The following is a 14013-nucleotide window of genomic DNA, read 5'->3' as shown; positions in this document are numbered from 1 at the left end:
GCGGGCTCTGGCCCGTCGTGGCCCTGACCCTCGCGCTGCTGCTGGGCCTCCTCGCCGCGCCGGTACGCGCCGCGGCCGAGGAGCCCGGCGAGGGGCTGCTGCGGGTCGCCCACCTCTCCCCCGACACTCCCGCGGTGGATGTCGCGCTGACCCCCGCCGCGCCGCCCGGGGAGGTCCTCACCGACCCGGGCCCGGTGGTCGCGCCCGGGCTGCGGTACGGCGAGGTGGACGCGTACACGCAGCTGCCCTCGGGCGCCTACGCGGTCAGCATCCGGGCCGCCGGCGCACCGGCGTCCACCCCGCCGGTGCTCTCCACACGCCTCGACCTCTCCCCCGGGCAGGCGCGGACCGTCGTGCTCGCCGGCGCCTTCGCCCACCTCGCCCTGCAACCGGTCGAGGACGACCTGAGCGCCCCACCGGCCGGGGAGGCCCGCGTCCGGGTGCTCGCGGCCGCACCCGCCGCCGGCCCGCTCGACGTCCTGGTGCCCGGTGGGCCGCGGCTCTCGGCCGGGCTCGCCTCGCCCGGCGCCGGCCCCGCCGTGACCGTCCCCGGCGGTCGCTACCGAGCCCTCGTGCCGACGACCGGCGACGAGGCCGAGCTCGACCTGCCCGCCGGCTCGGTGCGCACGGTGCTCGCCCTGGAGCGCCCCGGGGGCGGCGTGGAGCTGCGGGTGGTGGCCGACGCCTCGGGGCTCGCCGTCCGGCCCGTGGGTGCGGTGGAGGCCGGGGGCGGCCCGGCCGGGCTCCTCACCGGCTGGCTGCCCCGCGCGGTCGCCGTCGCGACGGCGGCCCCGCGGCTCGCCGTCGAGCGGCTGCCGACCGCCGCTCCCGTGCGCCTGCGCGTCCCCGCCGCGGGCATCGAGGCGCCCGTGGTCGGCGCCGGCCTCGACGACGCGGGCGCCCTCGTCCCGCCGGCGGACCCCTCGAGGGTCGGCTGGTTCACCGGCGGCCCCGTCCCGGGCTCCCCCGGTCCCGCGGTCCTCGCCGGGCACGTGGACGGCGGCGGGCGCGCGGGGGCGCTGGGCGCGCTCGCCGGGCTCTCCCCCGGCGACGAGGTGCTCGTCGACCGGGCCGACGGCAGCGTGGCCCGCTTCCGCGTCACCGCCACCGAGCGGTACGCCAAGGCGGCCTTCCCGGGGACGACCGTCTACGCGCCGACCCCGGCCGCGGAGCTCCGGTTGATCACCTGCGGCGGCGCGTTCGACGCGGCGGCGGGGAGCTACCTCGACAACGTGGTGGTCTCGGCCGAGCTCGTGACCTGATGGAACGGCCTCGCTGCAGGGGCCCGCGCCGAGCTCGCGAGCGTGGGGGGGTCCTTCTTCAGCGGCGGCGGGTGCGGGAGCGCCAGCAGGCCGTGTGCCAGTGCCGGCGCCGGTCGGCCGCCGAGTCGACGTCCCAGGGCTCGAGGTCGGAGTCCCGGACGAAGGCGGGCCAGGTCACCACGTGCGGCGTGCCGGGGCGGATCTCCTGGTCGCAGCCCGGGCAGCGGTAGGACTTCCCGGTGGCGGCGCCGGTGATGGCCCGGACGACCCAGTCGCCGTCGGAGGCCTCCTCGACCTGCTCGGAACGACGGACCGGGTCGCGTCCCGGAGGACGCGACCCGGTCCGTGGACGGCGACGGGGCACCCGTCAGCGGGCGGCGTAGTCCCGGAACCCGCGACCGGTCTTGCGGCCGAGGTATCCGGCGGTGACCAGGTGCTCCAGCAGCGGCGCCGGCGCGAACCCGGGCTCCCGGAACTCGGTGTAGAGCTCCCGCTCGATCGCGAGCGAGACGTCGAGGCCGACGACGTCCAGCAGCTCGAAGGGACCCATCGGGTAACCGCAGCCGACCTTCATGGCGGCGTCGATGTCGTCGGCGGTGGCGTAGTGCGCCTCCAGCATCTTCACCGCGTCGTTCAGGTACGGGAAGAGCAGCGCGTTCACGATGAACCCGGCGCGGTCGGTGCAGGAGACGGCGTGCTTGCCGAGCTTCGCCGACACCGCGTGGATCGTCGCGGCCGCGTCGGGAGCGGTGGAGATCGTCGAGACCACCTCGACCAGCTTCATGACCTGCGCGGGGTTGAAGAAGTGCATGCCCACCACGTCGGCCGGGCGGCCGCTGGCCTTGGCGCACTCGATGACCGGCAGGCTCGAGGTGGTGGTGGCGAGCACCGCGCCGGGCTTGGCGATCTCGCCGAGGTTGGCGAAGAGCGCCTCCTTCACCGGCAGCGACTCGATCACGGCCTCGATGACCAGGTCGCGGTCGGCGAGGTCGTCCAGCGACGTCGTCCCCGTGACCCGGCCGAGGATCTCCTCCTTGGCCGCCTCCTCGAGGCGGCCGCGCACGACCTGCTTGTCCAGGGACTTGGTGAGCGCCTTCGTGACGCCCTCGACCTTCTCGGGCGAGCGGGCGACGAAGCGCACGTCGTAGCCGCCCTTGGCGACGACCTCGATGATGCCGGTGGCCATCGTGCCCGAGCCGACGACGCCTACGGTCCGCACGTCGCGGGCGCCCGCAGCGGCGCCGCCCGGCGTCGGGGTCTGCGCGTCCGCGACCACCTCGGCCGAACCGGGCTCTGCGTAGGTGTAGAAGCCGCGACCGGACTTCCGGCCCAGCAGCCCCGCGGTCATCATCTGCTTGATGACCGGGCTGGGCGCGTGCAGCCGGTTCCGCGACTGCTTGTACATCGTGTCGAGGATCTCGTAGGCGGTGTCGATGCCGATCAGGTCCATGAGCGAGAGCGGCCCCATGGGGAGCCCGCAGCCCAGGCGCATCGCGGCGTCGATGTCCTCGCGGGAGGCGTAGCGGTTCTCGTACATCGAGACCGCGTGGTTGAGGTAGCCGAACAGCAGCGCGTTGGCGATGAACCCGGCCTTGTCGCCGATGGTGACGTCGACCTTGCCCAGTCGCTCGGCCAGCGCCTCGACGGTCTCGACGACCTCGGGCTCGGTGACCACGGTGCGGACGACCTCGACGAGCTTCATCACCGGGGCAGGGTTGAAGAAGTGCATCCCGATGACCTTGCTCGGCCGGCCGGTGACCACCGAGAGCTCGGTCACCGAGAGGCTGGACGTGTTGGTCGCCAGGATCGTGTCCGGCGGGCAGATCTTGTCCAGCTTGGCGAAGGTGTCGGCCTTGAGCTCCATGCGCTCGGGGATGGCCTCGATCACCAGCTCCGCGGTCGCGAGGTCCTCCAGCGAGGTGGAGAAGCGGATGCGCTCGAAGATGGCGTCGCGGTCGGCCGGGTCGAGCTTGCCGCGGGCGACCGCCCGGTCGGTCGACTGCTCCAGGTGCCCGCGACCGCGCTCGAGCGCCTCGCCGGTGACCTCGACGGCGGTGACCGACAGCCCCGCCCGTGCCAGCACCTCGGTGATGCCGGCACCCATGGTGCCCAGCCCCACGACGCCGACCTCGTTCAGTTCCCTGGCCACGTTGCCGTCTCCCATCGCCGGTGATCGCGGGAAGTCTCTCATCACGACGACCAGCGCTCCCCGGCCCCTCTGCTCCGGCTCGGTGGGGGCGGAGGGGCCCCGGTCAGAACAGCCGCTGGGAGGGGTCGTCGGTGCCCTTGAGGACGGCGTAGTCCACGGTGACGCAGTCGATCCCCCGGTCCTGCGCCAGCACGCGCGCCTGCGGCTTGATCTCCTGCGCGGCGAAGACGCCCTTCACCGGGGCCAGCAGCGGGTCGCGGTTGAGCAGGTCCAGGTAGCGGGTGAGCTGCTCGACGCCGTCGATCTCGCCCCGCCGCTTGACCTCCACCGCGACGACCCCGCCGTCGGCGTCCCGGCAGAGCAGGTCCACCGGGCCGATCGCCGTCGGGTACTCCCGCCGCACCAGGGTCCAGCCCTGCCCGAAGGTCTCCACGTGCAGTGCCAGCAGCCGCTGCAGCTCGGCCTCGACGCCGTCCTTCTGCAGCCCGGGGTCGACGCCGAGCTCCTGGGCGTGGTCGTGCAGCACCTCGTCGATGCTGATGATCAGCTGCTCGCCCGCCTTGTTCGTCACCGTCCAGGTGCCCGCGCCGTCGGAGAGCGCCTCGTCCAGCCGGCACGGCGGGCTCATCCAGTTCAGCGGCTTGTAGGCGCGGTCGTCGGCGTGCACCGACACCGAGCCGTCGGCCTTGACCAGGAGGAGGCGGGTCGCCATGGGCAGGTGGGCGGTGAGCCGGCCGACGTAGTCGACGGAGCAGCGGGCGATGACCAGACGCACGGGCGCCGACGGTACCGGCCCGCGCCGGCGCCGCCGACGGCAGTCACGGGGATGGGCGGGCCGATCTCGCGCTGGCACGGGGCGCACCGGCGGAGAATGGGCGGGTGCCGCCCGTGAGCAGACCACCGCCGGCGACTGGGTGCACTGGCTCCTGACGCCGCTCGCGCCCGCCTGGGCACGGAAGTCGCGTGGGTCTCGCTCTTCACCGAGCGGTCGACGACTACGCGGCCGCCGAGGGCGTCGAGCACGCCGCCGAGCGCGATGCCCTGGTCACCCGCGGGGTCCGCTACGGGCAGGGCCACCTGTTCGGCCGGCCGCGACCGGCGGCCGAGGTCCTCCAGAGCCTCCCGGCGTGAACCCCCACGCGGAACCTCCCGGGCGCCCCTACCCGTCGTACGCGGTATGAGCACCCGTCCCCTGCGCGCCGTCATCTTCCTGGTCCTGGCCCTGCTCCTGAGCGCCTGCGCCGACGCCGCGGGCGGTGGCGCCGGCGGTGCGCCCGCCGCCGATCCGTCGCCGTCCCCCGCGGAGGAGGACGCCACCGTCGTGCTGCAGGTGAGCGAGGTCGGTGGCTTCACCACGCCGGCCATGCTGGCCAGCCGACTGCCGTCGGCGACCCTCTACGCCGACGGCCGGCTCATCACCGACGGGCCGGTCATCGCCATCTGGCCCGCCCCGGCGCTGCCCAACCTGCAGGTGTACCGGCTCGGGGACGGCGGGGTGCGCGACCTCGTCGACCGGGCGGTGGCCGCCGGTGTCACCGAGACCGGCGACCTCGGCAGCCCGCCGGTCGCGGACGTGACCAGCACCCGGTTCACCGTCCGCACCGGCGGGGAGACGGTCACCCGCGAGGTGTACGCCCTCGGCGTGGGGCCCGAGCGGGAGCCGGACGGCGGGCTGCCGACCGGGTTCGACACCGGGATCACCGAGGAGCAGGCGGCCGCGCGCGCCCGGCTCGCGGAGCTCGCCGAGGCGCTGCGCGACCCGGTCGCCGCGCTGGGTGCCGACCGGGTGTCCGGCCCCGAGCCGTACCAGCCCGACGCCGTCGCGGCGGTGGTGAGCCCCTACGTCGACGTGGACCCGGCCCAGCCGGAGCTGCCGTGGCCGGGGCCGGAGCTCCCGGGCGAGCCGATCGGGCCGGGCATCACCTGCGTGACGGCCACCGGCGAGCAGGCGCAGGCGGTGCTCGAGGCGGCGGCGGAGGGCAGCTCGGCCACCCCGTGGGTCGGGGACGACGGGTCGCGGTGGTCGGCGCAGCTGCGGCCGCTGCTGCCGCACGAGTCCGGCTGCGCGGACCTGACCGAGGGATGAGCGACGGGCCCGGACCTCCTGGGAGGTCCGGGCCCGTGCAGGGGTGTTCTCAGGCGGTCGCGGGCTCCCGCAGGTCGGCGTCGACGCCGCCGCGCTCCTCGGCCGGGGCCAGCGGGTCGACCGTCCTCGTCGAGCGGTAGCGCTCGAGGTCGAGGATGCCCTCCCGCCGGGCCACGATCGTGGGCACCAGCGCCTGACCGGCGACGTTGACCGCGGTGCGCCCCATGTCGAGGATCGGGTCGACGGCCAGCAGCAGGCCCACGCCGGCCAGGGGCAGGCCGAGGGTGGAGAGCGTGAGGGTCAGCATGACCACCGCGCCGGTGACGCCCGCGGTGGCGGCCGAGCCGATGACCGACACCAGGGCGATGAGCAGGTAGTCGGTGAGGCCCAGGTCCACCCCGAAGAACTGGGCGACGAAGATCGCCGCGAGCGCGGGGTAGATCGCCGCGCAGCCGTCCATCTTCGTCGTCGCGCCCAGCGGGACGGCGAACGAGGCGTAGGACCGCGGGACGCCGAGGTTCTGCTCGGTCACCCGCTCGGTCACCGGCAGCGTGCCGATCGAGGAGCGCGAGACGAAGGCCAGCTGGATCGCCGGCCAGGCGCCCGCGAACCAGCGCAGCGGCGAGAGGCCGTGGGCGCGCAGGAGCACCGGGTAGACGACGAAGAGCACGATCGCCAGACCCGCGTAGACGGCCCCGGCGAAGACGCCGAGCGAGCCCAGGGACTCCCAGCCGTAGCTGGCGACGGCGTTGCCGATCAGGCCGACGGTGCCCAGCGGCGCCAGGAGGATGACCCACCACAGCACCTTCTGGACGACGGCGAGCGCCGATCGGACGACGCCGAGGAAGGGCTCGGCTGCCTCGCCGACCTTGAGCACCGCGATGCCGATGACGGCGGCGATGACGATCAGCTGGAGGACGTTGAACGACAGGGCACCCTCCGCGGAGCCCTGCAGGCCCAGGATGTTGCCGGGGACGATGCCGTTGAGGAAGTCGAACCAGGAGCCGGTGCGGCCGGGGTCGGCCTGCGCCGCGGCGTCGACCGAGCTGTTGCGGCCGGGCTGGGTGAGCAGGCCGAGCCCGATCCCGATGGCGACGGCGATCAGCGCGGTGATCGCGAACCAGAGCAGCGTCTGGGCGGCGAGCCTCGCGGCGTTGGAGACCTGCTTGAGGTTCGCGATGCTGACGATCACCGCGGTGACGATCAGCGGCGGGACGAGGGTCTTCAGCAGCGTGACGAAGGTGCCGCCGATGGTCTGGAGGGTGCTGGTGAGCCAGTTGGGCGAGCCGTCGGCGACGGGGCCGATCTCACGGGCGACGAAGCCGAGGGCGACGCCCACGACCAGGGCGAGGAGGACCTGCGCCGCGAAGGGCAGGCGGCGGAGACGAGCGAGCACGGGGGTGTTTCCGTTCTGGATGAGAGATGACCGGGCGGGGGCGCGTCAGCCCCGACAGCGGTCCACCGTCACGCGGCCGAAGTCGACGGTCCGCCGCCGCGTCAGGCCCCAGATGTTCTGCACGCGTGGGTCAGGGCTTCCCGGCGCCCGCGCATTCCGCGCTGTGGCCGGCTTCACCGTGGTCCTTCTTCAGTCCGGCCAGACGGGGCGGCGCTTCTCCAGGAAGGAGGCCATGCCCTCGCGCGCGCCGGGCAGCTGGCTCGCCGCCGCCATGACCTCGATCGCGGTCGCGTAGGCGTCGCGCTCGGGGCGGTCCAGCTGGGCGTACATCGTCTGCTTGCCCCAGGCCTTGCTCGCCCGCGAGCCACGGGTGGCCCGCTCCACCAGCTCGTCGACGGCGGCGTCCAGCTCGGCGTCGGGCACCACGCGGTTCACCAGCCCCCAGTCCAGCGCCGTCGCGGCGTCGATGACGTCGCCGGTCAGCGCCAGCTCCATGGCGCGCTTGCGGCCGACGTTGCGGGCGATCGCCACCATGGGCGTGTGGCAGAACCAGCCGCCCTTGCCGCCGGGTGCGGCGAAGCCCGCGGATTCTGCGGCGACGGCGAGGTCGCACGAGGCCACCAGCTGGCAGCCGGCCGCCGTCGCGAGGGCGTGCACCCGCGCCACGACGACCTGCGGCACGTCCTGGACGGTCTGCATCAGCTCGGTGCACAGCTGCAGCAGGCTGCGCACCTCGGGCAGCGAGGCCCCGGCGACGTCGGCGAAGTCGTGGCCCGCGCTGAACACCGGACCCTCGGCGCCGAGCACGACGGCCGCGGCGTCGCTCTCGCCCGCCTCGGTGACCGCGGCGAGCAGCTGCGTGAGGTGCTCGCGGGAGAGCGCGTTGCGCTTCCCCGCGCGCGTCATCGTGATGCGGACGACGTCGCCGTCGCGCTCGACCCGGGGTGCACCGTCAGCCATGCCCCGACCCCACCATGCCCGGCCCCGGTCGGCAACGACGATCGCCGCGCGAGGGGGGACGCTGGGTCCGTGCCCGACGTCGAACCGCTCAGCCCGACCGCGCCGCGACCGGCCGGCCGCACCGTGTTCACCCAGGGCTGGCGCGACGTCGCGTTCCTCCACTGGGCGGTGGACCCCGCGCGGGTCGCTCCGCTGCTCCCGGCCGGGACCCGCCCCGACGTGCTGGACGGCGCCACCTACGTCGGGCTCATCCCGTTCCGCATGGTGCGGATCGGGCTGTTCGGGACGCCGGGCATCCCCTACCTCGGCTCGTTCGCCGAGACGAACGTGCGGCTCTACTCGGTGGACGCCCAGGGCCGGCGGGGCGTCGTCTTCCGGTCGCTGGACGCCGAGCGCCTGCTCCCCGTGGTGACCGCGCGCTGGGTGGCACGGCTGCCGTACGCGTGGTCGCACATGCGGATCGACCGCGCCGGCGACCGCGTCACCTACCGCTGCCGCCGGCGCTGGCCCGGCCCCGCCGGTGCGCGCAGCACGCTCACCGTCGACGTGGGCCGCCGGCTGGACCGGCCGGGCCCGTTGGAGCACTTCCTGACCGCCCGGTGGGGGCTGCACCGGCCCGGACGAGGCGGTCCGGCGTACTGGCCCAACGAGCACCCGGAGTGGCCGCTGCACCGGGCGGAGGTCGCCGACCTCGACGACTCCCTGCTCGCCGCCGCCGGCCTGGCCGACCTGCCGGGCCCGCCGGACAGCGTCCTGTTCTCCCCGGGCGTCGACGTCCGGTTCGGCCCGGTGGTCACGCCGGGGCGGGGACCCGGTCCGGGAGGCCGTTGGCCTCGCGGACCACGTCGACGACCTGCCCCATGATGTCGTTCAACCCGAAGTCCTTCGGGGTGAAGACGCGGGCCACGCCCTGCTCGCGCAGCCGCCGGGCGTCGCTGTCGGGGATGATCCCGCCGACCACGACCGGCACGTCGTCCAGCCCGGCCTCGCGGAGCCCCTGCAAGACCGCCGGCACCACCTGCAGGTGGGAGCCGGAGAGCACCGACAGGCCGACGACGTGCACGTCCTCCTCCACGGCGGCGCTCACGATCTGGGCCGGCGTCAGCCGGATGCCCTGGTAGATCACCTCGAACCCGGCGTCGCGGGCGCGCACGGCGATCTGCTCGGCGCCGTTGGAGTGGCCGTCGAGCCCCGGCTTGCCGACGAGGAAGCGCAGCCGGCCACCGAGCTCCGCACCGGTGGCGCGCACCCGCTCCCGGACCTCGGTGAGGGCCTCGTCGGCCTCCCCGCCCCCGCTGGCGGCGGCGACGCCGGTGGGGGCCCGGTACTCCCCGAAGACCTCGCGCAGCGCGCCGGCCCACTCCCCTGTGGTCACGCCGGCGCGGGCGCAGTCGAGGGTGGCCGGCATCAGGTTCACGTCGGAGGACGCGGCCTCACGGAGGGCGTCCAGGGCCTTGTCGGCCGCCTCCTGGTCCCGCTCGGCCCGCCACTTCCGGACGGCCTCCTGCGCGGCGTTCTCGACCGCCGGGTCCACGACCATGATGGCGGCGTCGAGGTCGGCGGTCAGCGGGTTCGGCTCGGTGGTGTCGAACCTGTTGACGCCGACGACGACGTCCTCGCCGCTCTCCATCCGGCGCCGGCGCTCGGCCAGGGAGGCCACCAGCTCGCCCTTCATGTAGCCGGACTCGACGGCCGCGACGGCCCCGCCCATCTGCTGCACACGGGCGATCTCGGCGCGGGCGCCATCGACGAGCTCGGCCACCTTCTTCTCGACGACGACCGAGCCGGTGAACAGGTCGTCGTACTCCAGCAGGTCGGTCTCGTAGGCGAGCACCTGCTGCAGCCGCAGCGACCACTGCTGGTCCCACGGCCGGGGCAGCCCGAGTGCCTCGTTCCACGCCGGCAGCTGCACGGCGCGGGCGCGGGCGTCCTTGGACAGGGTCACGGCGAGCATCTCGAGGACGATGCGCTGGACGTTGTTCTCCGGCTGCGCCTCGGTGAGGCCCAGGGAGTTGACCTGGACGCCGTAGCGGAAGCGGCGGTGCTTGGGGTCCTGCACGCCGTAGCGCTCCTCGGTCAGCTCGTCCCAGAGCTGGGTGAAGGCCCGCATCTTGCACATCTCCTCGACGAACCGGACCCCGGCGTTGACGAAGAAGGAGATGCGCGCGACGACCTCGCCGAAGCGCTCCTCCGGCACCTGGCCGGAGTCGCGCACGGAGTCCAGGACCGCGATCGCCGTGCTCATGGCGTAGGCGATCTCCTGCACCGGCGTGGCCCCGGCCTCCTGCAGGTGGTAGCTGCAGATGTTGATCGGGTTCCACTTGGGCATCGCCGTCACCGTGTAGGCGACCATGTCGGTGATCAGCCGCATCGAGGGCGCCGGCGGGAAGACGTAGGTCCCCCGCGAGAGGTACTCCTTGATGATGTCGTTCTGCGTCGTCCCGGCCAGCGTGGCGACGTCGTGCCCCTGCTCCTCGGCGACCGCCTGGTAGAGCGCGAGCAGCCACATGGCGGTGGCGTTGATCGTCATGGACGTGTTCATCTCGTCGAGCGGGATGCCGTCGAAGAGGGCACGCATGTCACCGATGTGGGTCACCGGCACGCCGACCTTCCCGACCTCCCCGCGGGCGAGCTCGTCGTCGGGGTCGTAGCCGGTCTGCGTCGGCAGGTCGAAGGCCACCGAGAGACCGGTCTGGCCCTTCGCCAGGTTGCGGCGGTAGAGGGCGTTGGACTCGGCCGGCGAGGAGTGGCCGGCGTAGGTGCGCATGACCCAGGGTCGGTCGCGCTCCGTCGGCTTCTGCGGGAACGGCATACCGGCGGAGTGTAGGGCGGTTACCCGCCGGTAGCAGCCCCGCCCGGGAAGGTGTGCGGTGGGACACTCGCCAAGGGTGAACCCGGGAGGAGGAGAGCCGTGGCGGTCGCGGACAGCCTGCTGCACGCCGGGGGGCCGGTGGTGGCCCTGGCGGCGTTCGCGCTGCTGGCGCTCTTCACCCGCTGGGCCTTCGGCAGCGACGGCGGGCGCCGGCGCGGCGGGCCGATCGAGGACGGGCTGCTCACCCACGTGGCCACGCTGAGCCGCCGCGAGTCGGCCCTGGCCCTGCGGGCGGTGCTGTCGGACGCCGGGATCCGGTCCACGGTGCGCTTCCCGGAGGCCTACCGCGCCGAGGTGCTGGTGTTCCCGGAGGACGCCGACCGTGCGCGGCAGCTGGCCGCGTCGTTCGGCGGCGGGCCGCTCCCCTAGTCCGGGCGCTCCGTGCGCCGGACGTCGGCGCCCAGGCCACGGAGCTGGTCGACGAAGTCGGGGTAGCCGCGGTCGACGTGGTGCACGTCCTGCACCTCCGTCACCCCGTCGGAGCACAGGCCGGCCAGCACGAGCCCGGCTCCGGCGCGGATGTCGGTGGCCAGCACGGGAGCGCTGGAGAACCGCTCGCGGCCGCGGACCACGGCGTGGTGCCCGTCGATGCGGACGTCGGCCCCCAGCCGCACGAGCTCGTTGACGAACATGAACCGGCCCTCGAACACGTTCTCCGTGATCAGCGCGGTCCCGGTGGAGACCGCGGCCAGCGCCACCGCCATCGGCTGCAGGTCGGTCGGGAACCCGGGGAAGGGCAGGGTGACGACGTCGACGCAGCGCGGGCGGCCCTCCATGGCCACCCGGAGGCCGTCGGGCAGCGACTCGACGACGGCCCCGGCGTCGGTCAGCTTGTCCAGGGCCACCGTGAGGTGCTCGGCGACGCCCCGCTCGATGACGACGTCCCCCCGGGTCATCACCGCGCCGATGGCCCAGGTGCCGGTCACGATGCGGTCGGGGACCGTCGTGTACTCGACCGGCTGCAGCGCGTCCACGCCCTCGACGGTGATCGTGGAGGTCCCGGCGCCCTCGATGCGGGCCCCCATCTCGCCCAGCATGCGGCAGAGGTCGACGATCTCGGGCTCGCGCGCCGCGTTGTCGACGACCGTGGTGCCCCTGGCGAGGACCGCCGCCATGACGAGGTTCTCCGTGGCACCGACCGAGGGGAAGTCCAGCCAGATCGAGGTGCCGGTCAGCCGCGGGGCGGTCGCGACGAGGAAGCCGTGCTCGCTGATGATGGTGGCGCCCAGCCGCTCCAGGCCGGAGATGTGCATGTCCAGTCCGCGCGAGCCGATGGCATCCCCGCCCGGGAGCGCCACGCGCGCGCTGCCGCAGCGGGCGACCAGCGGGCCGAGCACGCTGATCGAGGCGCGCATGCGGCGGACCAGGTCGTAGTCGGTCTCGGTGGAGGGCGCCTCCGGGACGTCGATGGTCAGCCGGCCGCCACCCCCGCTGCCGGGGGTCCGCTCGTAGGAGACGGCGCAGCCCAGCCGGCGCAGCACCTCGCCCATGATGGCGACGTCGAGGATGTCGGGGACCTCGTCGATCGTCGACCGCCCGGAGGCGAGCAGCGTCGCCGCCATCAGCTTCAACGCGCTGTTCTTGGCACCGGTGACCCGCACCCGGCCCGCGAGCCTCGCTCCCCCGGCCACCTCGAAGCACTCCACCGGGGCAGCCTACGGCGGACCGCATCTGGCGACGGCCCCGCTGCACGAACCCGCCGCGCGCCCGGTGACGCGCTGGAACGGCCCTCCTGCAGGGACCCGCTCCGAGCGCAGCGAGGAGTGGGGGGCAGGAGGGTCCTTCTCCTAGGCTTCGGGCATGACGGTCCGGCTCACCCGCATCTACACGAAGACCGGCGACGCCGGTCAGACCCACCTGGGCGACATGAGCCGGGTGGCCAAGACCGACGCGCGGCTCGTCGCCTACGCCGACGTGGACGAGGCCAACAGCGCGATCGGCGTCGCGATCGCCCTCGGCGCCCCCGAGCCGTCGCTGGCCGACCTGCTCCGCAGCATCCAGAACGACCTGTTCGACGTGGGCGCCGACCTGTGCACGCCGATCGTCCCGGAGCCGGAGTACCCGCCGCTGCGGGTGACGGCCGCCTACACCGAGCGGCTCGAGGCGGCCTGCGACGCCTACAACGAGACGCTGCCCAAGCTCGACAGCTTCATCCTCCCCGGCGGCACCCCGCTCGCGGCGCTGCTGCACCAGGTGCGGGTGATCGTCCGCCGGGCCGAGCGCAGCGTCTGGGCGCTGCTGGAGAGCGACGCCGAGCGCACCAACCCGGAGACGGCCCGCTACCTGAACCGCCTGTCGGACCTGGTGTTCATCCTCGGCCGGGTCGCCAACCCCGGCGGCGACATCCTCTGGGAGCCCGGCGCGCACAGCGGCGTCCACGCCCAGCGCGCGGCCGCTCGCCGGGACGGCTGAGCCCGGCGTCCTCAGCTGCCCGGCGGCGCCGACTCCACCCAGGACAGGAAACCGGTCACCGTCGAGCGGTCCATGGCCAGCTCGCGCCGCCCCTGGGCGGTGCTGCACTCCAGGACGTGGACGTCACCGGGCAGCGCGAGGTCATCCCGCCCGGGCGGGCGCTGGGCCAGCACGCGGAACCCGGCGCGGGTCAGCCGCTGCTGCGGGCGCACCGACAGCGACAGCGCGCGGTACCAGAGCAGGACGTCACCGCCGTACCAGGCGACGCCCACCGACCAGCGGGGCGCGCCCTCCGGGCGCAGCCACATCGTCACCGCGCCGAGCCCCGAGAGCAGGAACCGGCGGCGCAGCAGGAAGACCACGACGACGAGCAGCAGCAGGACGCCGATCAGCACCCACAGGGCGGTGGTCATCCCGCGCGCTCGCCGGCCCCGTCAGTCGCTCGCGCCGGCCGCCCTCAGCCGCGACTGGGCGCGGCGTGCGGCGGCGACCGCCTCGGGGTCGTCGCCCTCGCTCTCGGCGCGGCGCAGGGCCTCCCGGGCCCGCTCGACGTCGATCTCCGTGGAGATCTCCGCCGTCTCGGCGAGGATCGAGACGCCTCGCTCGGTGACGGAGAGGAAGCCGCCGTGGGCGGCGATGACCATGTCCTCGCCGGACTCGGTGTGGATCGTCACGACGCCGCCGTCGGCCAGCTGACCCAGCAGGGGGGTGTGCCCCGGCAGGACACCGAGCTCGCCCTCCGTGGTGCGGGCGATGACGCTCGTGGCCTCGCCGGACCAGATCTTGCGCTCGACGGCCACCAACTCGACCTGCAGGGTCGCCACGACACTCCTCGGGGTCCACGGAACGGAACCCTCACTCTAGCCACGCAGCGAC

At 74.3% G+C, this 14013-nt stretch carries 15 protein-coding genes; 6 read left to right on the top strand and 9 right to left on the bottom strand.

The window, feature by feature from the left end:
* Nucleotides 1-17 precede the first annotated feature (17 nt).
* Nucleotides 18-1262, top strand: coding sequence for a class F sortase (locus tag ACI794_RS01520; protein WP_456615535.1), 1245 nt, complete (start codon nucleotides 18-20; stop codon nucleotides 1260-1262).
* A gap of 58 nt (nucleotides 1263-1320) precedes the next feature.
* Here ACI794_RS01520 and ACI794_RS01515 read toward each other — a convergent pair whose 3' ends face one another.
* From ACI794_RS01515 to nucS, 3 genes are all read right to left on the bottom strand, one after another.
* A complete protein-coding gene (locus tag ACI794_RS01515; protein WP_456579145.1) occupies nucleotides 1321-1626 on the bottom strand; it encodes a hypothetical protein in 306 nt (101 codons plus the stop codon).
* A gap of 3 nt (nucleotides 1627-1629) precedes the next feature.
* A complete protein-coding gene (locus ACI794_RS01510; RefSeq protein WP_456615534.1) occupies nucleotides 1630-3411 on the bottom strand; it encodes a 3-hydroxyacyl-CoA dehydrogenase family protein in 1782 nt (593 codons plus the stop codon).
* Between the two features lie 103 nt (nucleotides 3412-3514).
* The gene (gene nucS / locus ACI794_RS01505; protein ID WP_456602155.1) at nucleotides 3515-4186 is read right to left on the bottom strand and encodes an endonuclease NucS; all 672 of its coding nucleotides are present in this window, start codon (nucleotides 4184-4186) and stop codon (nucleotides 3515-3517) included.
* Between the two features lie 188 nt (nucleotides 4187-4374).
* Here nucS and ACI794_RS01500 point away from each other — a divergent pair, with 188 nt between their 5' ends.
* Together ACI794_RS01500 and ACI794_RS01495 are read left to right on the top strand one after the other, a co-directional pair.
* The gene (locus ACI794_RS01500) at nucleotides 4375-4542 is read left to right on the top strand and encodes a hypothetical protein (protein ID WP_456615533.1); all 168 of its coding nucleotides are present in this window, start codon (nucleotides 4375-4377) and stop codon (nucleotides 4540-4542) included.
* Between the two features lie 46 nt (nucleotides 4543-4588).
* Entirely contained in the window at nucleotides 4589-5497 is a 909-nt protein-coding gene (locus tag ACI794_RS01495; protein WP_456615532.1) for a hypothetical protein, read from the top strand.
* 49 nt (nucleotides 5498-5546) lie between these two features.
* Here the strand turns inward: ACI794_RS01495 and ACI794_RS01490 are convergent, their stop codons facing one another.
* On the bottom strand, nucleotides 5547-6893 hold the full coding sequence (locus ACI794_RS01490; RefSeq protein WP_456615531.1) for a dicarboxylate/amino acid:cation symporter: 1347 nt from the start codon (nucleotides 6891-6893) through the stop codon (nucleotides 5547-5549).
* Nucleotides 6894-7082: 189 nt separating this feature from the next.
* Complete coding sequence (locus ACI794_RS01485; RefSeq protein ID WP_456602152.1) at nucleotides 7083-7853, bottom strand: enoyl-CoA hydratase-related protein; 771 nt, start codon at nucleotides 7851-7853, stop codon at nucleotides 7083-7085.
* A 69-nt stretch (nucleotides 7854-7922) separates the two neighbouring features.
* Between ACI794_RS01485 and ACI794_RS01480 the strand changes: the two genes are divergently transcribed.
* The gene (locus ACI794_RS01480) at nucleotides 7923-8717 is read left to right on the top strand and encodes a YqjF family protein (RefSeq protein ID WP_456615530.1); all 795 of its coding nucleotides are present in this window, start codon (nucleotides 7923-7925) and stop codon (nucleotides 8715-8717) included.
* Here ACI794_RS01480 and ACI794_RS01475 read toward each other — a convergent pair.
* Nucleotides 8647-10665, bottom strand: a complete 2019-nt coding sequence (locus ACI794_RS01475) for a protein meaA (protein WP_456615529.1) — start codon at nucleotides 10663-10665, stop codon at nucleotides 8647-8649. The genes ACI794_RS01480 and ACI794_RS01475 overlap by 71 nt on opposite strands.
* 99 nt (nucleotides 10666-10764) lie before the next feature.
* On the opposite strand from ACI794_RS01475, the gene ACI794_RS01470 reads away from it, so the two are divergent.
* Complete coding sequence (locus tag ACI794_RS01470) at nucleotides 10765-11094, top strand: hypothetical protein (RefSeq protein ID WP_456615528.1); 330 nt, start codon at nucleotides 10765-10767, stop codon at nucleotides 11092-11094.
* On the opposite strand, the gene murA is transcribed toward ACI794_RS01470, so the two are convergent.
* Nucleotides 11091-12371: a UDP-N-acetylglucosamine 1-carboxyvinyltransferase gene (gene murA / locus ACI794_RS01465; protein ID WP_456602148.1), complete on the bottom strand. Its 1281-nt coding sequence runs from the start codon at nucleotides 12369-12371 to the stop codon at nucleotides 11091-11093. The genes ACI794_RS01470 and murA overlap by 4 nt on opposite strands.
* 154 nt (nucleotides 12372-12525) lie before the next feature.
* Between murA and ACI794_RS01460 the strand changes: the two genes are divergently transcribed.
* Nucleotides 12526-13137 (top strand): cob(I)yrinic acid a,c-diamide adenosyltransferase, encoded by a 612-nt coding sequence (locus tag ACI794_RS01460; protein ID WP_456615527.1) that lies wholly within the window; start codon nucleotides 12526-12528, stop codon nucleotides 13135-13137.
* Nucleotides 13138-13148: 11 nt separating this feature from the next.
* On the opposite strand, the gene ACI794_RS01455 is transcribed toward ACI794_RS01460, so the two are convergent.
* Together ACI794_RS01455 and ACI794_RS01450 are read right to left on the bottom strand one after the other, a co-directional pair.
* Nucleotides 13149-13550: a DUF2550 domain-containing protein gene (locus ACI794_RS01455; RefSeq protein WP_456579156.1), complete on the bottom strand. Its 402-nt coding sequence runs from the start codon at nucleotides 13548-13550 to the stop codon at nucleotides 13149-13151.
* Between the two features lie 21 nt (nucleotides 13551-13571).
* Nucleotides 13572-13961 (bottom strand): F0F1 ATP synthase subunit epsilon, encoded by a 390-nt coding sequence (locus tag ACI794_RS01450; protein ID WP_456579157.1) that lies wholly within the window; start codon nucleotides 13959-13961, stop codon nucleotides 13572-13574.
* Nucleotides 13962-14013 lie beyond the last annotated feature (52 nt).

This window comes from Blastococcus sp. SYSU DS0541, assembly GCF_054050875.1.
This window is presented reverse-complemented; position numbering and strand designations above follow the sequence as displayed.

Bases quoted from the DNA above. Each gene is read 5' to 3' on its own strand.
- ACI794_RS01485 (WP_456602152.1), bottom strand. From the start codon at position 7,853: ATGGCTGACGGTGCACCCCGGGTCGAGCGCGACGGCGACGTCGTCCGC.
- ACI794_RS01455 (WP_456579156.1), bottom strand. From the start codon at position 13,550: ATGACCACCGCCCTGTGGGTGCTGATCGGCGTCCTGCTGCTGCTCGTC.
- ACI794_RS01475 (WP_456615529.1), bottom strand. From the start codon at position 10,665: ATGCCGTTCCCGCAGAAGCCGACGGAGCGCGACCGACCCTGGGTCATG.
- ACI794_RS01460 (WP_456615527.1), top strand. From the start codon at position 12,526: ATGACGGTCCGGCTCACCCGCATCTACACGAAGACCGGCGACGCCGGT.
- ACI794_RS01495 (WP_456615532.1), top strand. From the start codon at position 4,589: ATGAGCACCCGTCCCCTGCGCGCCGTCATCTTCCTGGTCCTGGCCCTG.